Here is a 23,858-nt window from a genome sequence, read left to right on the forward strand (position 1 = left end):
ATAAAATGACATCAATAAAACTTATCAATATCTTTTGCTTGATACTTTTGTTTTCAACATCAGCCTGCAAAAAAGAAGAAACAAATTCGGATGTTAAAGAAACATTCGTAATGAGCGATAAAATGCTATCTACCACAAAAACAGCAACAGCTCAAGAAGAATTTTTAAAAAACCAACTTAATTTTTTTGGTAAAATAACTTCTGACAATAACAAATTTGTTGAAATATATCCTGTTGTAGGTGGAAACGTTATTAAAGTAAATGTAGAATTAGGAGATTATGTAAACAAAGGTCAAGTTTTGGCTATCATTAGAAGTACTGAAGTAGCTAGCTTTGAGAAAGAATTAGATGATGCTAAAAATGATGTAACGGTGGCTCAAAACAAATACAAAGTTGCTAAAGAACTTTTTGATGGTAAACTAGTCACTGAAAAAGATGTGGTGGAAGCAAAAGGCGAATTAGAAAAGGCAAAATCACAATTAAACAGAATTTCTCAAACCTATAAAATTTACAACATAAAACCAGGTGCTATTTATGAAGTTCTCTCACCTTTAAGTGGTTTTGTTATTCAAAAAAACATCAATGAAGGAATGCTACTAAGAAGCGACAATACAGATAATATATTTGACGTTGCAGAAATTACAGATGTTTGGGCCATTGCAAATGTAAATGAATCCGACATCAGTCAAGTAAAAATAGGCAACGATGCTGAAATAACAACACTTTCTTATCAAGACAAAAAATTCTATGGTAAAGTAGATAAAATCTACAATATTATTGACCCAGAAACAAAAGCTATGAAAGCTCGTGTAAAACTAGATAACAAAGATTTTCTATTGAAACCCGAAATGCGAGCTTCTATCAAAATTTCATATACCGAAAACAAAAAAATGATTGCCATTCCATCAGATGCTATAGTGTTTGATAAAAGCAAATCGTTTGTCATGATTTTTAAAGACAAAAATAATATTGAAACAAGAGCCATTGAAATTTTCAGACAAGTAGGCAATACAACTTATGTTGCGGCTGGTTTACAAGAAGGCGAAAAAGTTCTTACAACCAATCAACTACTTATTTACGATGCTTTAAATGACTAATTATGAATAAATTGATTAAAAATATTATTGCATTTTCATTAAAAAACAAACCCTTTACTTTCTTTTGGGTAAGTATTTTAATTATTTCTGGCTTTGTTGCCTTTAAAAAAATGCCCATCGAAGCATTTCCTGATGTAACCAATACCCAAATTATTATAGTTACCGAATGGAATGGAAGAAGTGCCGAAGAAATCGAACGTTTTGTAACCACTCCTATCGAAATTTCGATGAATTCTGTGCAGAAAAAAACCAGTGTTCGAAGCATTACCATGTTTGGATTATCGGTTATCAAAATTATATTTGAAGATGGTGTTGAAGATTTTTTTGCACGACAACAAGTAAACAATTTACTTCAAAACGTTTCATTGCCTGATGATGTAACTCCAGATGTGCAACCACCTTATGGCCCTACAGGTGAAGTGTTCCGATATGTATTACAAAGTAAAAACAGAGATTCACGTGATTTGTTAACCATTCAAAATTGGGTTATTGACAGACAATTAAGAGCAGTTCCTGGTGTTGCTGATGTAGTTGCTTTTGGTGGACAAGAAAGAACGTATGAAGTTAGTGTTGACCCAAACCGATTATCAAAATATGATGTAACACCATTGGAAGTTTTTGAAGCAGTTAACAAAAGTAATCTTAATGTAGGTGGTGATGTTATTGAAAAAAACAAACAAGCTTATGTTATCAGAGGTGTTGGATTATTAGACTCGGTTTCAGATATTGAAAATATTATAGTAAAAGAAACTGGTGGAAATCCCGTTTTAGTAAAAAATCTTGCAGATGTGGCAGAATCATCTATGCCTCGAGTGGGTCAAGTAGGATTAAATCACCAAGATGATGTAGTAGAAGGAATTGTTGTCATGCGAAAAGGAGAAAATCCGAAAGAGGTATTAGGCAGAATCAAAGAAAAAATCACAGAATTAAACGATCGTATTCTTCCAAGCGATGTTACTATGGAGACGTTTTACGATAGAGACAATTTAATGAATTATACCACTTCAACCGTAATGCATAATATGCTCGAAGGTATTCTTTTTGTAACGGTTATTGTGTTTTTATTCATGGCAGATTGGAGAACAACTGTTACCGTTTCTATTGTAATTCCACTCTCGTTACTTTTTGCCTTTCTATGTTTAAAACTAATGGGAATGAGTGCTAACTTACTTTCCTTAGGAGCGGTAGATTTTGGAATTATTATTGACGGAGCCGTTGTAATGGTTGAAGGAATATTTGTAACATTAGATCACTTGGCCAAGAAAAAAGGAATGGAAAAGTTCAACAAATTAGCCATTGGAAGTGTCATTAAAAAAACAGGAACCGAACTTGGAAAAGCCATTTTCTTTTCAAAATTAATCATCATCACTGCTTTATTGCCCATTTTTGCTTTTGAAAAAGTGGAAGGAAAAATGTTTTCTCCATTAGCTTATACTTTAGGTTTTGCATTGCTTGGTGCATTATTGTTTACTTTAACTTTAGTTCCCGTTTTATGCCATTTATTCTTGAATAAAAACGTAAAAGAAAAACACAACCCTTTTGTAGATTTTTGGAACAGAATTGTAGAAAAAGGCTTCAACTGGACATTCAAGCATAAAGTTAAAACATTAGTCATTTCGCTCTCTGTAATGGTGCTTACTTTTATTTCGGCTAAATTTTTAGGAACCGAATTTTTACCTCAACTCAACGAAGGAGCATTATGGGTTGAAGCAAAATTTCCAATGAGTCAAGGATTAACAGAAACGGTTGAAAAAACAGCAGTTTTAAGAGAAGAACTTCAAAAGTTTCCAGAAGTAAATGGTGTTTTAAGTCAAGTAGGAAGAAGTAATGACGGTACAGATCCTAGTGGTTTTTACTATGTACAAATGCAAGTGAATCTTAAACATAAAGACGAATGGAAACGCAAAATTTCTATGGATGATTTAGTTCGCGAAATGGATGAAAAATTAAAACAGTATCAAGGAATTGGTTACAATTATTCACAACCTATTATTGACAATGTTGCTGAAAGTGTAGCCGGAATTAATGCCTCTAATGCTGTTAAAATTTATGGAGACGATTTAGAAGAATTGGATAAAATTGCCAATGAAGTTATCAAACAAATTGAAAATGTTGAAGGAATAAAAGATGTTGGGATTTTAAGAAACGTAGGGCAACCCGAAGTAAGTGTAATTCTCGACCGTGAACGTATGGCTGCATATGGTGTTGAACTTTCAGATGCTCAAGCGGTTTTAGAAATGGCTTTCGGAGGAAAAACCGCTACCCAAAAATACGAAGGTGAAAAGAAGTTTGACGTGCGAATTCGATATCAAAAAGACTACCGTAATGATGAAAATGATATTTCAAACATCAAAGTTCCTACTATTTCTGGAGCAAAAATACCTTTAAAGGAAATTGCTACAATAAAAAAAATTACAGGTCCAGCTTTTATTTACAGAGACAATACTAAGCGTTTTATTGGTGTAAAATTTTCGGTTCGCGACAGAGATCTGGGTAGCACCATTGCAGATGCTCAAAAAAATGTAGCAAAAAACATCAAATTACCTACAGGTTACAGCATTGGGTGGACAGGAGAATTTGAAAACCAAGTAAGAGCAACAGGAACACTTGCTGAAATGGTTCCTATTAGTTTAATTGGAATTTTTGTATTGCTTTTTATCATGTTTGGCAATACAAAAGATTCACTTATAGTTTTAACCAATGTTCCTTTTGCAATTATTGGAGGAATTGTTGCTTTACATGTTACAGGAATTAATTTTGGAATTTCAGGAGGTGTTGGATTTATCGCTTTATTTGGAATTTGTATTCAAAACGGTGTTATCTTAATTACGGAATTTCACAATAACATTAAGCAAAAAATGGATTTGGCAACAGCTATTTTAGAAGGAGTCAAAGTAAGAACGCGTCCAGTTGTAATGACTGCTCTAATGGCTTCCATTGGTTTATTACCGGCAGCTATTAGTACTGGAATTGGTTCTGAAAGTCAAAAACCTCTTGCTGTTGTTATCATTGGAGGATTAATTACAGCGACAATATTAACGCTTTTAGTCTTCCCTATCATCTTTTGGATTTTCAACAGAAGAAAACACGAAAAAATAGATTAAATCCTTTTTGCTTCCTTATTTTTGTAAACCGTTATCTCTAATTATGATAGCGGTTTACTGTTATGCAACATTATCATTACGTTTTTACAGGTTCAGGATTATCGGCTTTGATGACGGTTTATGAAATAATTATGAGTGCTAATTTTCAAGATAAATCCATCTTATTAATTGACGAAAATTCTAAAAAATCTAATGATCGAACATGGTGTTTTTGGGATAAATCTAATATTTTTAATGAGATTATTTCGAAAAAATGGAAAACTACTTTCTTTACAAATGATATTTTTATAAAAGAATTAGAAATCCAACCCTTTCAATATAAAATGATAAGAGGTTTAGATTTTTATAATTTTATTTTTGAAAAGATTTCTAAACATACAAACATTACTTTCCTTAACGAAAAAGTTCTTTCTTTTGAAGATTTGGGTAATCAATGTGTTATAAAAACTAACCAACAAGAATTTACAGCTAATATTGTTTTCAATTCTATTTTTAATCCTAAAATTGTAATTTCTCAAAACAAATATCCTTTATTACAACAGCATTTTATAGGTTGGTATATTAAATCCAAAGAACCTGTTTTTAATTCAAATTGTGCCACTTTCATGGATTTTTCAGTTGCCCAAAAAGGAAATACCAGATTCATGTATGTTTTACCCACATCAAAAACCGAAGCCTTATTAGAATACACTTTATTTTCAAAAGATTTACTTCCAAAAGAGGAATATGAAGAAGAACTTGTAAAGTATATTCAAAAATTAGGAATAACTGAATACGAGATTGTAGAAAAAGAACAAGGTAGCATTCCTATGACTTGTTATAAATTTTGGGAACACAATACTAAAAACAGTATCAATATAGGTTCTGCTGGTGGTTGGACAAAAGCAAGTACGGGTTTCACGTTTAAAAATGTAACTAAAAAATCAAAGGCTTTGGTTACATTCCTTCAAAATGAAAATGATTTAACCAAATTTCATAAAAAAGATAAATTTTGGATATATGACTTATTATTTATTGATGTTTTATTCAAAAACAATGCATTAGGGTCAAAAGTATTTTCTTCCTTATTCAAAAAAGGAAATCCCGTTTTAATTTTTCGTTTTTTAGACGAAGAGACTTCTTTTTTAGAAGATTTAAAAATTATCTGGAAATGTCCCAAGATTCCTTTTATAAACGCTCTATTGAATAGAATTCTTTGATTTTTGATTTCTTTATAAGGTTATAACAAATCTTTATGATTTTATTATACATACAATTATTTAATCTTTGTAACTTTGTATTATTATTTTAAAATAAAAAAATATGTATCCAGAAGAAATGGTAAAACCAATGCGTGCAGAACTTTCTGAAGCAGGTTTTAAAGAATTATATACAGCAGCTGATGTTAAAAATGAAATTCAAAAAGAAGGAACAACTTTAGTAGTAGTAAACTCTGTTTGTGGTTGTGCAGCTAGAAATGCACGTCCAGGAGCAAAAATGAGTTTAGATGGTGCAAAAAAACCAGCTAATTTAATTACTGTTTTTGCAGGAGTAGATAAAGAAGCTGTTGATGCAGCAAGAGAGCAAATGTTTCCTTTTCCTCCTTCATCGCCAAGTATGGCTTTGTTTAAGAATGGAGAATTAGTTCACATGTTAGAACGACATCATATTGAAGGTCGTCCAGCAGAATTAATAGCAGAAAATTTAAAAGATGCATATAACGAATATTGTTAATTCAATTATCTAAAACAATGAAACCATCTTTTAATGATGGTTTTTTTGTTTTATATAGTAACTTTGTCAAAAAGTCTATCTGTTATGCAAAAGATAATTTCTTATCCATTATCAATAGTCTATTATGTACTATTTTTATTTTGGTTATGCCTTTTTCATCCTATTCAATGGATTTGTTTTAATGTATTTGGTTATAATGCACATCGATGGAGTGTTGCCATATTAAATTTATTTCTGGTAAGAAATACTTTTATTCTTGGAACCACATATAGTTTCAAAGGAAAAGAAAAATTACCAAAAAATGTTCCTTTAATTATTGTTGCTAATCATCAAAGTTTGTATGACATTCCACCATTAATTTGGTTTTTACGTGATTGGCATCCAAAATTTATTAGCAAAAAAGAACTAGGAAAAGGAATACCAAGTGTTTCATATAATTTAAGACACGGAGGTTCTGCTTTAATTGATAGAAAAGATGGAAAACAAGCCTTATCAGAAATTAAAAAATGTGGTGAGTTTATCAATAAAAATAATTATTCGGTAGTTATTTTCCCGGAAGGAACAAGAGGTAAAACAGGTGTTCCAAAACCTTTTTCAGTAAACGGTTTAAAAATGTTATACAAATTTGCTCCTGATGCTTATTTTGCTCCGGTAACAATTAATAATTCATGGAAAATGTCTCGTTTTGGCACTTTTCCTTTAGGATTAGGAAATCGTTTAGAGTTTCAAGTTCATGAACCTTTAAAAATTTCTGATTACACGTTTGAAGAGATTTTTGAAAGAACAGAGAAAATAATTACAGAAAATATAAAAATTAAATAAAATGTCAATAAAAAATGTTCGATTAGAAGTAATGCAATTTCTGGAAAAGAAAATTGATTCCTTTGTTGAAGAATTTTTGATTCCAGTTGAAAAAATTTGGCAACCAACCGATTTATTACCTAATTCTCAAAATGAAAAATTCTTTGATGAAGTCACAGAATTAAGAGAAATTGCAAAAGATTTACCTTATGATTTTTGGGTAGTTTTAGTAGGTGACACAATTACTGAAGAAGCTTTACCTACTTATGAATCTTGGTTAACACAAGTAGAAGGTGTAGATCAAGAAAATGGAGGAAATGGATGGAGTAAATGGATCAGACAATGGACAGGTGAGGAAAACCGTCATGGCGACACATTAAATAAATATCTTTATTTATCTGGTCGTGTAGATATGCGTGAAATTGAAATGACAACCCAACATTTAATCAATGATGGTTTCGATATTGGTACAAGTAATGATCCATACAAAAATTTTGTTTACACTAGTTTTCAAGAATTAGCTACTTATATTTCACACAATCGTGTGGCACAAATGGCTAAGAAATTTGGTGATAATAAGTTAGCTAAGATGTGTCGCTTAATTGCAGGTGACGAAATGCGTCATCATCAAGCTTATAGTACATTTGTAAGTAGAATTTTTGAAGTTGATCCAAGTGAAATGATGTTAGCTTTCCAGCATATGATGAAAAATAAAATCACAATGCCTGCTCACTTTTTAAGAGAATCAGGACAAAAAATAAGCACTGCTTTTGAGCATTTTTCTGATTCTGCGCAACGTATTGGTGTTTATACTGCTAATGATTATGTAGATATTATGCAAAAGTTAATTGACAAATGGGAAATTGATAAAATTGTAAACCTTACCGACGAAGCAGAAAAAGCAAGAGATTTCTTAATGAAATTACCCGCTAGAATGGCTAGAGTATCTGAACGTTTAGTTATTCCTGAAGAATCTCATATTTTTAAGTGGGTTCAACCAGCTTTGGTAAAATAGATTTAAAAAATAGAATAAAGATGTTGTTTTAATGAAACTACATCTTTTTTAATACTGTCATTATATGTCTTTAGTAGACAACACCATCTTATTCGTAAAAGAAAAACTTCAAAATGCAGAAGGAGGACATGATTGGTTTCATATTGAACGTGTTTATAAAAATGCTTTACTAATTGCTAAAGATGAAGATTGCAATCTTGAAATTGTAAAACTAGGAGCTTTATTACATGATATTGCAGATAGCAAATTTCATAATGGTGATGAAAAAATAGGTCCAAAAGTAGCGCGAGATTTTTTGGTTAACCAAAAAGTTGCCGAAAATACAATAGCCCATGTGATTGCTATTATTGATAACATTTCTTTCAAAGGAGGAAACTTTGAAAAGAAATTTACTTCAAAAGAATTAGATATTGTTCAAGATGCAGACCGCTTAGATGCACTTGGAGCCATCGGAATTGCTAGAACATTTAATTATGGTGGTTTTAAAAACAGACCAATTTACAATCCTAATATTCAACCTAACCTCAACATGAGTAAAGAAGAATATAAAAAAAGTGAAGCACCAACATTAAATCATTTCTACGAAAAACTACTACTTTTAAAAGATAAAATGAATACCGAAACTGGCAAAAAATTAGCTAAGGAACGTCATACCTTTATGGAGAAATTCCTAGCACAATTTTATGCTGAATGGGAAGGTGAGAAATAATTCATTAATGTTAAAATAATGATGATTTATTCATTTCTTAAAAAACAACAAATAACATTACTGTTTTAAATACTAATTTAATCTTTAATTAATCATTCGATAAAGTCTTTGTAAATCTAATATTTGAATTTTGATGAAATTTAAATATAGAAGTAATGAGTCAGAATTCTTTATCAAGAAGACGATTTTTAGTCAATTCCATTTTAACAACTGGTGGGCTTCTTTTAGCTCCTAATTTCATCAGTTGTACTGATGATGATACTATTTTTGGTATTCCAGAAGATTATACGCCTGATAATTTCCCACATGGTGTGGCTAGTTTTGATCCTACCCACAATCAAGTTATTATTTGGACAAGATATAATACAAATAAACTTGAAGCTAAAATCTATTGGCAAGTGGCTTATGATAATAATTTTGAATCCGTTTTTAGAAGTGGTGAAGTCATTACAGATAACACTAGAGATTATACATTAGCTATCGAGCTTCAAAATTTAGAAGCAGATAGAAAGTTATATTATCGTTTTTTTAATCAGGAAGACAGGAGTGTTTCGGTAACTGGCGAAACCATTACTTTGCCAGTTTCTACAGACACTATTAAATTAGCCGTTTGTTCTTGTTCCAATTATCCAGCAGGGTTATTCAATGTTTATAAAGCAATGGCAAACTCTAATGCAGATATTATTGTGCATTTAGGTGATTATATTTATGAATATGGTCAGGGTCAATATGGAACTAATGAATACACAACTTCTTTAGATAGAGCACATGAGCCTGCAAATGAAATCTTAAATTTATCAGAATATAGAACGCGCTATAAACAATATCGTTCGGATAAAAACTTACAATTAGCTCACCAAAAGAAACCTTTTATTTGTGTTTGGGATGATCATGAAATTGCAAATGATACTTATAAAGATGGAGCCGAAAATCATCAAGCAAACGAAGGTAACTTTAATGCTAGAAAAGCAGATGCTATTAAAGCTTACAGCGAATTTTTACCTTTGCGTTCAAATGATTCGAGTTTAATCTACAGAAATTTTAACATTGGTAATCTAGTAAACTTAATAATGCTAGATACTCGTGTCATTGGAAGAGACAAACAATTAGATTATGTAAATTATATTGATGCAACTGGTAATTTCAATAGTACCAATTTTCAAGCGGATTGGCTAAACCCAACTCGTACCTTATTAGGAACAACTCAAAGAAACTGGCTAATTTCTCAAGTTACTGGTAGTTCAGCACATTGGCAAGTTTTAGGACAACAAGTATTAATGGGTAAAATGTTTATTCCAGCAGAAATGTTACTAAGTTTAAGTGCTGTTGTAGGTGGTTCTCAAGCTGCTTTACAACAATTTCAACAAACACTAACAGAATTAGTCACTATAAAATTACGTTATCTAAATGGTGATCCAACACTTACCAGTGCAGAAATCGCAAGAATAACCACAGTTTTGCCTTATAATTTAGATGCTTGGGATGGTTATCCTGTTGAAAGAGAATTATTATATAGTAGTTTTGCTGGCAAAAAAGTAGTTTGTTTAGCAGGTGATACGCACAATGCTTGGTATACTAATTTAGTAGCTAATAATTCTAACGAAATAGGAAAAGAATTTGCCACTTCCTCAGTAACTTCACCTGGTTTAGAATATTATTTGGGTATAGATGCATCTAGTATTACAGGCTTTGAAAATGCTATGCAAATTTTAATCGATGATCTTAATTATATAAACGCATCTGATAGAGGTTATTTAACACTTACGTTCACAACAAATAATGTAGAATCAAAATGGAATTTTGTAAATACTATTTTTGATGAGAATTTCTCCGAAAACACTGAAAGAGTTGAGTCTTATTCAATATAATAAATAATAAAAAAAGGCTGTTTGATATTTTTTTATATTCAAACAGCCTATTATTATATTTTAAAATTATTTACTTAAAATTAGCTTTCCTCTTCTCTAAAAAAGCTGTTGTTCCTTCTTTAAAATCTTCTGTACCAAAGCAAGCTCCAAAATTTTTAATTTCCACTTCATATCCATTTACTCCATCTTCAAAATTAGCATTAATTGCTTCAATCGCTTTTGAAATAGCTGTACTAGAATTTTTTACAATTTTTGAAGCTATTCCTTTTGCTAAGTCTAACAACTCTGCTTGTGGAACAACATGATTTACAAGTCCGTAATTTTTTGCGGTTTCTGCGTCTATCATTCCTGCTGTCATGATCATTTCCATTGCTCTGCCTTTTCCTACTAATTGAGATAATCGTTGTGTTCCACCATAACCAGGAATGACTCCAAGGGTTACTTCTGGTAATCCCATTTTAGCATTATCACTTGCTACTCTAAAATGACAAGCCATTGCTAATTCTAATCCACCACCTAATGCAAAACCGTTTACTGCAGCAATAACTGGTGTGGATAAATTTTGAACAAAATCAAATAATAATTCTTGTCCTTTTGCTGCTAATTTGCCTCCATCTTCTTCTGAAAAATGAGCAAATTCAGAAATATCAGCTCCTGCTACAAATGCTTTTTCTCCGCTTCCTGTTATTAGGATAACTTTTATTGACTTATCTTCATTTAAAGATTTAAATCCTTCATGCAATTCTAAAATTGTAGCTTTATTTAATGCGTTTAATTTTTCGGGTCTGTTAATTGTAATAATTGCAATGTTATCTAATTTGTCAATTAAAATATTTTCCATTTTTATGTTTTTTAAGTTTTATCTAATTATTTTTAAATTCTTATTCTGCTGTTATTGGAAAAGAAACTAAGAATTCTGTTCCCTTTCCTTCTTCACTTTTAAAAGTTATTGTTCCATTATAATTTTCTATAATATTTTTTATTATAGCTAAACCAAGACCCATTCCACTAGATTTTGTAGTAAATTTTGGTTCAAAAATACGTGCTTTATTTTGTTCTGTTATTCCTTTTCCATTGTCTTTTACCAAAATAATAGCATTATTTTCATCTTTATAAACACTCACAAAAATATCTTTTTTTTCCTGTTCTTCTGGAATAGCTTGAATGGCATTTTTTACCAAGTTAGTAATTACTCTTATTAATTGAGTTCTATCTAAACTGGCAATAATTTCTTCTTCAGAGAATGAAAAATGAATAAAATCTTCATTAAAAATATCTAATGCTAATTGAACAATTTTTACAACATTTAAAGTTTCATTTTGTTGAGCTGGCATAGAGGCAAAATTAGAAAATGCACCTGCAACTGAACTCATAGTGTCAATTTGTTGAATTAAAGTTTTGGCAAAATCATCTAGTTTTTCCTTTGCCTTTGGGTCATTTAAATCAAATCGTCTTTGATAATTTTGTACCGTTAAGCGCATAGGCGTTAAAGGATTTTTAATTTCATGAGCAACTTGTTTAGCCATTTCCCTCCATGCTTGTTCTCTTTCACTTTGAGCTAGTTTTGTTGCACTATCTTCAAGCTTATCCACCATATTGTTATAGGACTCTATCAATAAATTAATCTCTTTACTTCCTTCGTCTAATACAATTTTTTGATTTTGTTGATTAAAATTGGTCTCCTGAATTTTATCGGAAATTATTTTTAACGATTTTGTAATATAACTGGAAAGAAAATAAGAAAGGAAAATAGAAATTAATAGCATCACAAAGTAAACTTGACTAAAACGAATTAGAAAATTATTGATTTCATTGTCATAAAATTCGGTGTCTTCTTCATAAGGCAAATTTAATATTGCCAAAGGTTTAAATTTATTATCTTTTATATAAGAATAAGAAGATCGATATGGTAGTCCGTCAATTTTAGTAAACTCTACATATTTCTTATCTATAGTACCTTGTAAAATTTTTAAAGTAGAAGTATTTATTTCTGGTCGAATACTATCCATTTTAAAAACTGGTTTTGAAGAAATAATTAAATTCCCTTTTAAATCAAAAAAGTTTATTTCAATACTATGAATATCTGCTATTTCATGTATTTTTTCTTTAAATATATATTGAATATTTTCTGTTGTTAAAGGAAAACTAGTATTGTTTAATATATAATTAATATTCTCAATAATAGCATTTTCTTTTCGTTCTAATCTGTCTTGGTGATATTCTCTGGCTTCTTTTTTGAATTGGTAATAAGAAACTAAGGCAATTAAAATAGACGCAATAAGTGTTAAAAATATCATGGAAAGAAATATTCTTAATCGAAGAGAAATATGTTTTATATTAAAAATTGTGTACACTTCTACTTATTTAATTATTTTTTTTCTCGAATGCGTTTATACAATTTAAATCCTAACATAATGAGAATAGAAAAAACAAAAATACCTATAACACCGTAAATCCAGTTTAAAGCATTTTTTAATATTACTAAAAAAACTATAGCAAATAATATAAGTGTAGCTCCTTCATTCCAAATTCTGAAAAAATTAGAACTATGTTTCACTTCGTTTTTTTGCAACTGTTTAAAAATTTGATGGCACTTTCCATGATAAATATAGAGTAACAAAACAAATGCCAACTTTACATGCATCCAAGGTTGGGTTAACCAAAATTTTCCTGATTCTGTAAAAAACAACATCCAATAGGCAAAAATACTTGCTAAAACAGCACTTGGCCAAGTTATGATATACCACAATCTATATTGCATTAATTGATATTGTTTAGTCAAAATATCTTGGTCGGGTTGCGGTTTTTGTTTTGCTTCTGCATGATATACAAATAATCTAACTATGTAAAATAACCCAGCAAACCAAGTAATTACAAAGATTAAGTGTAACGCTTTTATATAATTATATTCCATCTTGAGCTAATGTTAACTTCCGATTCATTTCTCGTTTTAAAAAGAAACCTGTCACTAAAGTAGATAAAATATCTGCAATAGGAAAGGCTATCCATACTCCAAAAATACCATAATAATTTGGTAAAACTAAAATCAACGGAATTAAGAAAAAACCTTGTTTAGTTAAAGTCAATAAAAGTGCTGGAATTGCTTTACCAGCAGCTTGAAAATAAGCAGCTCCTATTAACTGAATCGCAATAATAGGTGATGCAGCAAAAACCATTCGTAAAGCACTTGGCGTTTCTTTTATTATTGTGGCATCTGTAGAAAAAATAGCTACAATGGGTTCGGCAAAAACTAAAATAATTATAAAAATAACTGTCGCTAAACCTGCTGCCCATTTTATAGATGTAGAAATTGTTTCACTAACTCTAACATAATTCTTAGCTCCATAATTATAGCCTGCAATAGGGAGAAATCCTTGAGTAACTCCTAATATTGGAAACAAAGAAAACATTAACATGCGACTTATAATTCCATAAATAGCTACCGAAATTTCACCTCCATGAAAAAAAAGAGTATGATTTAAAATAATAGATAATATTGCCACAACTCCTTGACGAGCAAAAGTTACAAAACCCAACGAAGTAATTTCTGAAACAATTTTAAAGTCTAGAAAATAATGTTTTACTTGCAATCGCAATTCACTTTTAAAAATAAAAAACCATAAGATAAAAGCAAAACACATAAAATAAGAAATAGAAGTAGCCAAAGCAGCACCAAACATTCCTAAATTTAAAACTTTAATGAAAAAAATATCTAAAATAATATTACTAAAAGCTGGAATAATCATAGCAATCATAGCAAATTTTGGCTTTCCTTCTGCTCTAATTACTGTATTTCCCATCATACAAAGTGCTAAAAAAGGAACGCCATATAAAACAGGAATAAAGAATTCCATTGCAGATTTCATTATAGCTCCGTTAGCACCAAAAAGAAGTAAAACTTCATTCGAAAAGAAAAATCCTATAATAACAGAACTCATCGCTAAACCTAAGGTCATCATAATTTGATTCCCAAACGTCTTTAATGCCTTTTCTCTATTATTAGCTCCTAACGCTCTTGAAATTATAGAACTTCCACCTATTCCTAAAGCCATTCCTAATGAAGAAATTAAAAATGTGATAGGTAATACAACAGAAACTGCAGCTATTGCTAAAGAACCTATCCATTGTCCTACAAAAATAGTGTCGATTAAAATATTAACCGACATAAATAAAATACCTATTGATGCAGGAACAGATTGTTTAATTAATAATTCCCTAATAGACAATGTACCTAACTCTTTAGAAGAAACTGCCATTATGCATTTTTCTCTTCAGTTTGAAAAGCCCATTGGTCAATCCATCGACTTAAAGTTTTACACCAATCGTCATCATCATTTAAACAAGGAACCGCTTTAAATTCTTCTCCTCCATGTTCTTTAAATTGATGGTTTGCTTCCATTGCTATTTCTTCTAATGTTTCCAAACAATCTGAAACAAAGGCTGGTGTTACAACTGCTAATTTTTTTATTCCTTTTTCTGGCATCTTGTTAATTTCAACATCTGTATATGGAGTTAGCCATTTATCACCAGCTAATCGAGATTGAAAAGTTTGACTGTATTTTCCTTCTTCAATTCCTAAAAATTCTACCACCTGTTTTGTTGTTTCATAACATTGATGACGATAACAAAATTCGTGAGCTGGTGAAGGTGTATTACAACAACTTCCATCAATTTTACAATGACTTTTTGTAACATCTGTCTTACGAACATGTCTTTCTGGAATTCCATGATAAGAAAACAACAGATGATCATATTCAAAACCTTCTAAATGCTTTTTAATTGAATTTGACAAGTCTCTAATGTAATCTTTTTGGTTATAAAAAGCTGGAACAATAGTAAAATTCATGTGTGGGAATTTCTTTTTACGTAATTCTTCAGCTAAAACCAAAATAGTTACAGTTGAAGCCATAGCATGTTGTGGATATAATGGAAACAATAATACTTCTGTAACTCCTTTATCGCTTAACTCTTTTAAACCACTTTCAATGCTTGGATTACCATATCGCATGGCTAAAGAAACGGGAACACTTACATTTTGTTCTACTTTTGCTTTCATTCTTTTTGAAAGTACAATAAGAGGAGAACCTTCTTCCCACCAAATCTTTTTATAAGCAGCAGCGGATTTTTTAGGTCTCGTTTGTAAAATAATACCTCTTACTAATAGGGCACGTAATAAAAATGGAACGTCTATTACATATTTATCCATTAAAAATTCATCTAAATATGGTTTCACATCCTTTGGTGTGGGACTTTCTGGTGAACCTAAATTGACTAATAATACTCCTTTTTTCATTTATTCTAAATTGTATTTTTACTATGATTATTAACTTAGATAAAAGTAAATAATCAAAATTTTTACTATGTTATATTTTTACTATTTTTTTCTATTCGAATATTAAATAAATCAATGATTTATCTTTTAAACATTTAAATTCAAGTTCATTAAATATTTTTTTGGTGTGGTTCCAAATTTCTTCTTAAAGGCAGCTATAAAATGACTTGAAGTACTATACCCAACTTTCAAACCTACTTCATTTACATTATACGAACCTGAATCAAGCATTTTTCGAGCATATTCCATTTTATAATCAAACAAAAAACTGTAAACACTATCTCCATAAATTTGTTTAAAACCTACTTTTAGTTTTTTTAAGGTTAACCCAACTTTATCTGCTAATTCCTGTAAACCTGGAGGTTCGGCCATGTTTTCAATAACAATTTCTTTTGCCTTTTTTATCTTCAATACATTTTCTTCATCGATTAAAAAAGGACAATGTTCTGCATTAGGATCTTCATTTTGGTTAAAATACAAACTCATTAATTCATATCCTTTCCCTTTCAAATATAAATTTTTGATAGAAGAATTTTGATTATAATGAAAAATTTGATTGAGAACAATAGCCATAGAAGGACTAATATCTTCTTCACCATAATACTTTTTGTCCAAATTTTCCTGACTTAAAAAAGGAATTACATCAGCTTCATTAGAAAACAAAGCATGAAACTTTTTTATGGAAATTAGCATTGAAATAATCCAAGTTTTTGGACTTACCTCTAAATGTAAAGGCAATTCTTTTTGAGGATTATACAATAAAAGCGATTTTTCCTCATTTAGATCCAATGCATAAGTGCCTTGATTAAAAATAAATTTAGCTTTTCCTTTCACATTAAAGTGAAATTGAATCAACCCTGTTTTTACTTGTTTCTCAATACGTTCCATCACATTAGAATCATTTTGAAAGCGAAGTAGTGTAAAGTCAGTCTCAATTTTTATTTCTTCAAATGAACTCATAGCGTTGTTTTTTAAATTAAAAAAGAAGGTATGAATTTTAAACTTATTTAGATTAGTTATAAATAAACAAGTTCTCAATAACCAATTTTACTACAAAAATAGCTTAAATACTAAAAACAAATCATAATTTTTACAAAAAATCTGCAATCGACATAAAAAGTACTTTGAGCGTTATTTTTAAACCAAGTACTGTCTTAATTTTGTTTCACTATAAGGTAAGTACAATATATGGATAACTTTACAGGTATCAAGCACACTACATTCTATGCAATAGGGCTAAGCTATAAAAAAGCAGATGCCGAAATGAGAGGTAAATTTAGTTTGAATGAAAAGACTAGAATAGATTTATTAAATCAAGCGAAAAACGAAAACATTGAAAGTTTATTTGTTATTTCGACTTGTAATCGTACTGAAATTTATGGATTTGCAGAACATCCATTCCAATTAATAAAATTACTTTGTGACAACAGTTTAGGTACTGTTGAAGATTTTCAAAAGATAGCTTACATTTATAAAAACAGAGAAGCTATTTCGCATTTATTTAAAGTAGGTACAGGATTAGACAGTCAAATACTTGGTGATTTTGAAATAATTTCACAAATAAAGATTGGTTTTACTGAAAGTAAGAAACTAGGTTTAGGAAACTCTTACATTGAACGCCTTGTGAATGCAGTTATCCAAGCTAGCAAAAGAGTAAAAAATGAAACGCAAATTAGTTCTGGTGCTACTTCAGTATCTTTTGCTTCTGTTCAATATATAATGAATAATGTGTCCGAAATTGGAACTAAGAATATTTTACTCTTTGGAACAGGAAAAATTGGTAGAAACACTTGTGAAAATTTAGTAAAACATACCAAAAACGATCATATTGTATTAATCAATCGAACAAGAGAAAAAGCAGAAAAAATTGCTGGAAAGTTCAATCTTATAGTAAAAGATTATGCAAATCTACAGCTAGAAATTCAAAAATCAGATGTTTTGATTGTAGCAACAGGAGCTCAAAATCCAACAATTGATGCTGCAATTTTAAATCTAAAAAAACCCTTACTTATTTTAGATTTATCGATACCAAAAAATGTAAATGAAAATGTAAACAATGTTGAAGGAGTTTCTTTAGTGCATTTAGATTACTTATCACAAGTAACTGATGAAACAATAGAGAAAAGAAAAGAACATATTCCTGCAGCAGAAAAAATTATTAATGAAATTGTAGAAGAATTTATGACTTGGTCAAAAGCACGTAAATTTGCTCCAACAATTCATTCATTAAAAGAGAAATTATCTTCAATAAAAAAATCGGAATTAAATTATCAAAGAAAAAAATTGGATAATTTTAATGAAGAACAAGCTGAAATTATTAGTGACCGAATCATTCAAAAAATCACTACACATTTTGCCAATCATTTAAAACATGAAAACACTATGGTTGATGAAAGTATTGAATGGATTGAAAAAGTGTTTCAGTTAAATCATTAAATTACTTCTTTTGGAAAAAACAATACGTATAGGAACTCGTGATAGTGAATTAGCTCTTTGGCAAGCACATACAGTTCAAAATAAACTTACAGAATTAGGGTACAAAACAGAAATAATCGCAGTAAAATCAACGGGTGATATTATTCTTGACAAACCTTTATATGAATTAGGCATTACAGGCATCTTTACAAAAACACTTGATATTGCTATGTTAAAAGGAGAAGTAGATATTGCAGTTCATTCTATGAAGGATGTTCCTACAACTTTACCAAAAGGAATTGTTCAGGCTGCAGTTTTAGAACGTGCTAATGTATTAGATATTCTTGTACATAAAGGAAATCTAGATTTTTTAGAAACTAACGGAACAATTGCCTCTGGAAGTTTAAGAAGAAAAGCACAATGGTTGCATAAATATCCTACTCATACAGTTGAAGATTTACGTGGCAATGTAAATACAAGAATGCAAAAATTAAAAGATAACAACTGGAACGGAGCTATTTTTGCAGCTGCTGGTTTAGAAAGGATAAATTTAAAACCAGAAACTTTTATTAATTTAGATTGGATGATTCCTGCTCCTGCACAAGGTGCTATGCTTGTTGTGGCAATGGAGAAAGATGCTTTTTCAAGAGATGTTTTAAATAAATTAAATCATCAAGAAACAGAAATTTGTACATTCATTGAAAGACAATTTCTAAAAACTTTAGAAGGTGGTTGTACGGCTCCAATTGGTGCATTAGCAACAATAGAAAATGATAAAATAAATTTTGAAGGTGTGTTATTTTCTTTAGATGGAAAAGAGAAACATTGCATTAAAAAAAATTGTAATTTTGCTGATTATAAATCTTTTGGAAAAGATTGTGCAAACGAAATCTTAAATCAAGGAGGAAACTCTTTAATGAGAGAACTTCGTACACAATTAAAAGTGAAATAAATCACTGCTAAAAATGGAAAGAGAATCATTACTCAATTATATTTATCGCTTTTTTGACATTATTGTACTGCTTTTTATAGTCTTTGACTTTGGTTATGATTTTGCAGAAAACTTTAATAATCCTCATGTAATTGGATTACTCATTTTAACAGTGTTACTACTCGTTTTTAATACTTTTAAGTTTTTTATTTACAAATACAAAAGCAATAAGAAAGTAGCTTTAGTGAACATGATTATCATTTCTTTATTGCTAATTATCTCTTTTATTATTTCTCTTTCCAATACCGATTTTAGTTATCATTATATTTTACAAAAAATTAAACCCGTCTTAGAAGGAGGTTTAATTGTATATTTTCTTTTAAGACTATTAGTTCTTGTTAGACATATTTATGATATCTATTTTAATCCTGCTATTGTTTTTGTAGGTAGTTTTTTAATTCTTGCATTATCTGGTTCTTTTTTGCTAATGTTACCAAGTGCAACAACAAATGGAATTAGTTTTACAAATGCATTATTTACTGCAACTAGTGCAGTATGTGTAACGGGTTTAGCTGTTGTAGATACAGGTGTCGATTTTACAACAGTAGGACAATCCATAATTTTAGTATTGATTCAATTAGGAGGAATTGGAATATTAACTTTCACCTCTTTCTTTGCTTTCTTCTTTAGAGGAAGTTCATCCTTTAAGGAAGGTTTAAATACAAAAGATTTTATTGCTCAGGAAGGGTTAAAAGATGTTTTTAAAGCAGCCTTACATGTTGTTATTTTTACCGTTAGTGTTGAAATCATAGGAGCTTTGTTTATCTATTCGTCTATTGTGAATAATTATGCCATAGAGAATAAATTTTTCTTTTCCATATTTCATTCCATTTCTGCTTTTTGTAATGCTGGTTTTTCTATTTTTTCAAACGGACTCTATGATGAAAGTATTCGCTTCCATTATTTTTTTCAATGGGTAATAATGATTCTTATTATTTTCGGTGGTTTTGGTCATAATATTATTTTCAATTTTTTTAAATATATTAAAACTTATGTTTTAGAATTATTTGATAAAAAATTAATTCATAAACAAGTACCTGTAATTACTGTAAATACAAAAATTGTAATTTATACAACAATCATATTACTAGTTGGTGGATGGTTGTTTTTATTTATCTCTGAATATAATAATACCTTATTAGAACATAAAACAGTCTTTGGAAAAATTACTAATGCTGCTTTTAGCTCAGTTACTCCAAGAACTGCTGGTTTTAATGTAGTCGATTATACAAATATGAAAATTCCATCACTATTATTTATTATTTTTTTAATGTGGATAGGAGCTTCGCCTGCTTCTACAGGAGGTGGTGTAAAAACAAGTACCTTTGCATTAGCAACATTAAATATATTTGCTGTCGCAAAAGGGAAGAGCAGAATTCAAATTTTTGGAAGAAGAATCACGAGCGAATCAACTTCGCGTGCTTTCGCAATTTTATGTATATCATTAATTGTTATAGGAGTAGCAATAATGGCCTTATTAATTTTTGAACCAGAAGACACTCCTGTATTAACAGTTGTTTTTGAATGTTTTTCAGCTTACAGTACGGTTGGTTTAAGTTTAAATTTTACACCCTCATTATCAGAACCTAGTAAATACGTTATTATTGCTGTGATGTTTATAGGAAGAATAGGAATGCTCAATTTAATGATTGGTTTATTACGTCAAATGAACCATCAATTTTATGAGTATCCAAAAGAAAATATTTTGATTAACTAAAAAAGTTTCAAATGAAAATAATTGTTTTTGGCCTTGGAAATTTTGGAATGTCTTTGGCTTTGAGTTTAACAGAAACTGGAAATGAAGTCATTGGTATAGATAAACAAATGGATAAAATAAATCTTGTAAAAGATAAAATATCTCATGCTATTTGTATGGATTCAACCAATGAATTAGCTTATGAGGCTGTCCCTTTAAAAGATTCAGATAAAGTAGTTGTAGCCATTGGTGAAAATGAAGGTGCAGCTATTATTACCACTGCTATTATTAAAAAATTAAGCAATGTGAAAATTATTAGTAGAGCATTATCGCCTATTCACGATACAGTTCTTGAGGCAATGGGTATTTACAGTATAATTCACCCAGAACAAGATTCGGCAGATCGTTTAACCAAGCAAATTAATTTCAAGTCTACTTTAGAGAATTACCAGTTAGATAATAATTTTACTATTTCTGAAGTAAGAGCAAAAAAAGAATTTTACGGAAAAACATTAAGAGAATTAGATTCGGTAGATAAATACAGTTTAACATTAGTAACTATTATTCGTAAAAAAGAAAAGCGAAATTTAATAGGTAAAAGAACTCTAGTAAAAGAATCAATTGGTAGACCAGATCCAGAAACTATAGTTCAAGAGGATGATGTTTTAGTGGTTTATGGGAATAATAAAGACATTGAGAATTATTGCTTGGGACAAGAAGAATATGATTTGAGAAATAAAAAAATCTAAATGATTGTTTTAAGTACAAAAAAACTTTCAAAAAAACAAATTGCCTTACTTGATAAAAAAAAGTTTGCCCTTGTACATGCCAATTTCATAAAAATAAAAACACTTAAATTTTCGTTAACCCAAATAAATGACAACTTCATTTTTACTAGTAAAAACGCTATTAAAAGTCTTTTAAAAAAAACCCATATTGATAGTCTTAAAAGTAAAGAATGTTTTTGTGTAGGAGAAAAAACAAAAATTTATTTAGAAAAGAATGGTTTTAAGGTTGTTGATTTTGCAACAGATGCCTCAACTCTTGCTGAAATAATTGTTGAAAAGCACTCCAATAAAAAGTTTACTTTCTTTTCCGGAACTATTCGAAAAGATATTTTACCAAAAAAGTTAATCGAAAATGACGTTGCTTTTAATGAAATAAAAGTTTACAAAACGGTTTTACAACCCAAAAATATGGTATTAGAAATCAATGCCATTTTATTTTTTAGTCCATCAGCCGTAGAAAGCTATTTACAAAAAAACAAAATAGAGAATCAAACTACTTGTTTTTGTATTGGAAACACAACTGCAAAAACATTAGAAAACATATCAAAAAACATAATAATTGCATCTAAACCTAGTGTTGAAAATGTAATTGAAGAAGTAATAAAATATTATAATTACTAGTTTTAGGTTTATAGTTTAATAACAACTTTAAACTCTTAAACCCTAAACTCTTAAACCTTTAAATCAATGATAAAAAACGATTTATTTTTAAAAGCTCTTAATAACGAAACAGTAGAACGACCACCAGTTTGGATGATGCGTCAAGCAGGTAGATATTTACCTGAATTTATAGCAATAAAAGAAAAATATGATTTCTTTACTCGTTGCAAAACTCCTGAATTAGCATCTGAAATTACAGTTCAACCTATTCGTATTATTAAACCTGATGCTGCCATTTTATTTTCAGATATTCTAGTAATTCCTCAAGCAATGGGAATCGATGTTGAATTACAAGACAATATTGGTCCTGTTTTACCAAATCCTATTCGTAAAGCAAGCGATGTAGATAAAGTTTTTATTCCAGATATTAATGAAACTTTAGGCTATGTAATGGACGCTATTGATATGACAAGAGAGAAATTAAATAATGAAGTACCATTAATTGGTTTTGCAGGTTCTCCTTGGACAATTTTTTGTTATGCTGTGGAAGGAAAAGGTTCGAAAAGTTTTGATAAAGCTAAAGGGTTTTGTTTTTCAAACTCAGTCGCTGCACATTTATTATTACAGAAAATTACAGATACTACCATTCTTTATTTAAAAGAAAAAGTAAAACATGGTGTAAATGCGGTTCAAATATTTGATTCTTGGGGTGGAATGTTATCTCCTACTGATTACACTGAGTTTTCTTGGCAATATATTAATCAAATTGTAGAAGCTTTAGCTGATTCAACAAAGGTTATCGTTTTTGGAAAAGGATGTTGGTTTGCGCTTAATGATATGGCAAAATCTAAAGCTTCTGCTATTGGAGTAGATTGGACCTGTTCTCCTAAAAATGCTAGATATTTAACAGGAGGAAAAATCACCTTACAAGGGAATTTTGATCCTTCTAGATTGTTATCTCCTATTCCTGTTATCAAAAAAATGGTTCATGAAATGATTAATGAATTTGGTAAAGATAATTACATAGTAAATCTTGGACATGGTATTCTACCAAATATTCCTGTAGATCATGCAAAAGCTTTTGTAGAAGCCGTGAAAGAATATAAAAAGTAAAGAAGATTGTATTGCAAAAATAAAAAGATATAACTTATGAATCTAAATTTTAAAAAAATAAGATTTTTTATATTCTTTTTATTTTTGTCTTTAGACATTTTATGTTTAAATGGTCAAACTAATTTAAAAGGCAATCTTGCTTTTGTATTAGTAGGTATTCCAAATTTAGGTATAGAAACTAAACTGGGAAGTCATACCTCTTTTCAAATTGATATTACCGTTTCATTTTGGGAATCAGTAAACCATGCTCCACAAAAATTTATTTTACTTTTTCCTGAATTTCGCTATTATACTAAAGAATTTGGAAAAGGTTTTTTCCTAGGTGCCCATATTGGAGGAGGAATATATAAATTACAAAAATACAATTATTGGTCAACCAATTTTTATCAAAAAGGATATAATATAATGTATGGATTGACTACTGGTTATCAATTCCTAATTAACGAAAAGTGGAATCTTGAAATTTTTGTTGGTGGTGGTTCAAGTCAAGGATTTTATAAAGGATATAAAATAAATACTAATGAAAGATATGATAATCGAGATAAATTTAATAAAAGTGGCGAATGGATATTGTATCGAGGAGGAGTAATGTTGGTTTACAAATTATAATATTATT

The 23,858-nt window shown here is 29.7% G+C and carries 21 protein-coding genes; 15 read left to right on the forward strand and 6 right to left on the reverse strand.

The window, feature by feature from the left end; genetic code table 11:
- Nucleotides 1–5: 5 nt before the first annotated feature.
- The 8 genes from ACULEV_RS16975 (at nt 6) to ACULEV_RS17010 (ending at nt 10,307) form a co-directional block, all read left to right on the forward strand.
- Nucleotides 6–1,097, forward strand: a complete 1,092-nt coding sequence (locus ACULEV_RS16975) for an efflux RND transporter periplasmic adaptor subunit (RefSeq protein ID WP_445456233.1) — start codon at nt 6–8, stop codon at nt 1,095–1,097.
- 2 nt (nt 1,098–1,099) lie between these two features.
- Nucleotides 1,100–4,201: an efflux RND transporter permease subunit gene (locus tag ACULEV_RS16980; RefSeq protein ID WP_445456234.1), complete on the forward strand. Its 3,102-nt coding sequence runs from the start codon at nt 1,100–1,102 to the stop codon at nt 4,199–4,201.
- Between the two features lie 62 nt (nt 4,202–4,263).
- Complete coding sequence (locus ACULEV_RS16985) at nt 4,264–5,400, forward strand: lycopene cyclase family protein (protein ID WP_445456235.1); 1,137 nt, start codon at nt 4,264–4,266, stop codon at nt 5,398–5,400.
- Between the two features lie 103 nt (nt 5,401–5,503).
- Complete coding sequence (locus ACULEV_RS16990) at nt 5,504–5,914, forward strand: BrxA/BrxB family bacilliredoxin (RefSeq protein ID WP_445456236.1); 411 nt, start codon at nt 5,504–5,506, stop codon at nt 5,912–5,914.
- Between the two features lie 84 nt (nt 5,915–5,998).
- A complete protein-coding gene (locus tag ACULEV_RS16995; RefSeq protein ID WP_445456237.1) occupies nt 5,999–6,736 on the forward strand; it encodes a lysophospholipid acyltransferase family protein in 738 nt (245 codons plus the stop codon).
- 1 nt (nt 6,737) lies between these two features.
- Nucleotides 6,738–7,730, forward strand: coding sequence for an acyl-ACP desaturase (locus ACULEV_RS17000; protein ID WP_445456238.1), 993 nt, complete (start codon nt 6,738–6,740; stop codon nt 7,728–7,730).
- A 64-nt stretch (nt 7,731–7,794) separates the two neighbouring features.
- Entirely contained in the window at nt 7,795–8,439 is a 645-nt protein-coding gene (locus tag ACULEV_RS17005) for an HD domain-containing protein (protein WP_445456239.1), read from the forward strand.
- 155 nt (nt 8,440–8,594) lie between these two features.
- Entirely contained in the window at nt 8,595–10,307 is a 1,713-nt protein-coding gene (locus ACULEV_RS17010; protein ID WP_445456240.1) for an alkaline phosphatase D family protein, read from the forward strand.
- Between the two features lie 70 nt (nt 10,308–10,377).
- On the opposite strand, the gene ACULEV_RS17015 is transcribed toward ACULEV_RS17010, so the two are convergent.
- The 6 genes from ACULEV_RS17015 to ACULEV_RS17040 all read right to left on the reverse strand — a co-directional run bounded on the left by ACULEV_RS17015 (nt 10,378) and on the right by ACULEV_RS17040 (nt 16,599).
- Nucleotides 10,378–11,154, reverse strand: a complete 777-nt coding sequence (locus tag ACULEV_RS17015) for an enoyl-CoA hydratase/isomerase family protein (protein ID WP_445458562.1) — start codon at nt 11,152–11,154, stop codon at nt 10,378–10,380.
- A 34-nt stretch (nt 11,155–11,188) separates the two neighbouring features.
- Nucleotides 11,189–12,604, reverse strand: coding sequence for a sensor histidine kinase (locus ACULEV_RS17020; RefSeq protein ID WP_445456241.1), 1,416 nt, complete (start codon nt 12,602–12,604; stop codon nt 11,189–11,191).
- Nucleotides 12,605–12,675: 71 nt separating this feature from the next.
- Nucleotides 12,676–13,221: a CopD family protein gene (locus ACULEV_RS17025; protein WP_445456242.1), complete on the reverse strand. Its 546-nt coding sequence runs from the start codon at nt 13,219–13,221 to the stop codon at nt 12,676–12,678.
- Nucleotides 13,211–14,563, reverse strand: coding sequence for an MATE family efflux transporter (locus ACULEV_RS17030; RefSeq protein WP_445456243.1), 1,353 nt, complete (start codon nt 14,561–14,563; stop codon nt 13,211–13,213). The genes ACULEV_RS17025 and ACULEV_RS17030 overlap by 11 nt, the downstream gene beginning before the upstream one ends.
- Nucleotides 14,563–15,600: a ferrochelatase gene (gene hemH / locus ACULEV_RS17035; RefSeq protein ID WP_445456244.1), complete on the reverse strand. Its 1,038-nt coding sequence runs from the start codon at nt 15,598–15,600 to the stop codon at nt 14,563–14,565. Before hemH ends, ACULEV_RS17030 begins: the two co-directional genes overlap by 1 nt.
- Nucleotides 15,601–15,726: 126 nt before the next feature.
- Nucleotides 15,727–16,599, reverse strand: coding sequence for a helix-turn-helix transcriptional regulator (locus ACULEV_RS17040; RefSeq protein ID WP_445456245.1), 873 nt, complete (start codon nt 16,597–16,599; stop codon nt 15,727–15,729).
- 228 nt (nt 16,600–16,827) lie between these two features.
- Between ACULEV_RS17040 and hemA the strand changes: the two genes are divergently transcribed.
- From hemA to ACULEV_RS17075, 7 genes are all read left to right on the forward strand, one after another.
- Nucleotides 16,828–18,075, forward strand: coding sequence for a glutamyl-tRNA reductase (gene hemA, locus ACULEV_RS17045; protein WP_445456246.1), 1,248 nt, complete (start codon nt 16,828–16,830; stop codon nt 18,073–18,075).
- Between the two features lie 10 nt (nt 18,076–18,085).
- Complete coding sequence (hemC, locus tag ACULEV_RS17050) at nt 18,086–19,006, forward strand: hydroxymethylbilane synthase (protein WP_445456247.1); 921 nt, start codon at nt 18,086–18,088, stop codon at nt 19,004–19,006.
- Nucleotides 19,007–19,019: 13 nt separating this feature from the next.
- Nucleotides 19,020–20,762 carry a TrkH family potassium uptake protein gene (locus ACULEV_RS17055; protein WP_445456248.1) on the forward strand — a complete coding sequence of 581 codons (1,743 nt, stop codon included), beginning with the start codon at nt 19,020–19,022 and terminating at the stop codon, nt 20,760–20,762.
- Between the two features lie 11 nt (nt 20,763–20,773).
- Nucleotides 20,774–21,490, forward strand: coding sequence for a potassium channel family protein (locus ACULEV_RS17060; RefSeq protein ID WP_445456249.1), 717 nt, complete (start codon nt 20,774–20,776; stop codon nt 21,488–21,490).
- On the forward strand, nt 21,491–22,150 hold the full coding sequence (locus ACULEV_RS17065) for a uroporphyrinogen-III synthase (protein ID WP_445456250.1): 660 nt from the start codon (nt 21,491–21,493) through the stop codon (nt 22,148–22,150). It begins immediately after the preceding gene.
- A gap of 66 nt (nt 22,151–22,216) precedes the next feature.
- Nucleotides 22,217–23,242 carry a uroporphyrinogen decarboxylase gene (gene hemE, locus ACULEV_RS17070; RefSeq protein WP_445456251.1) on the forward strand — a complete coding sequence of 342 codons (1,026 nt, stop codon included), beginning with the start codon at nt 22,217–22,219 and terminating at the stop codon, nt 23,240–23,242.
- Nucleotides 23,243–23,278: 36 nt separating this feature from the next.
- Nucleotides 23,279–23,851 (forward strand): DUF3575 domain-containing protein, encoded by a 573-nt coding sequence (locus ACULEV_RS17075; RefSeq protein ID WP_445456252.1) that lies wholly within the window; start codon nt 23,279–23,281, stop codon nt 23,849–23,851.
- Nucleotides 23,852–23,858 lie beyond the last annotated feature (7 nt).

It is taken from the genome of Flavobacterium sp. HNIBRBA15423 (genome assembly GCF_052655965.1).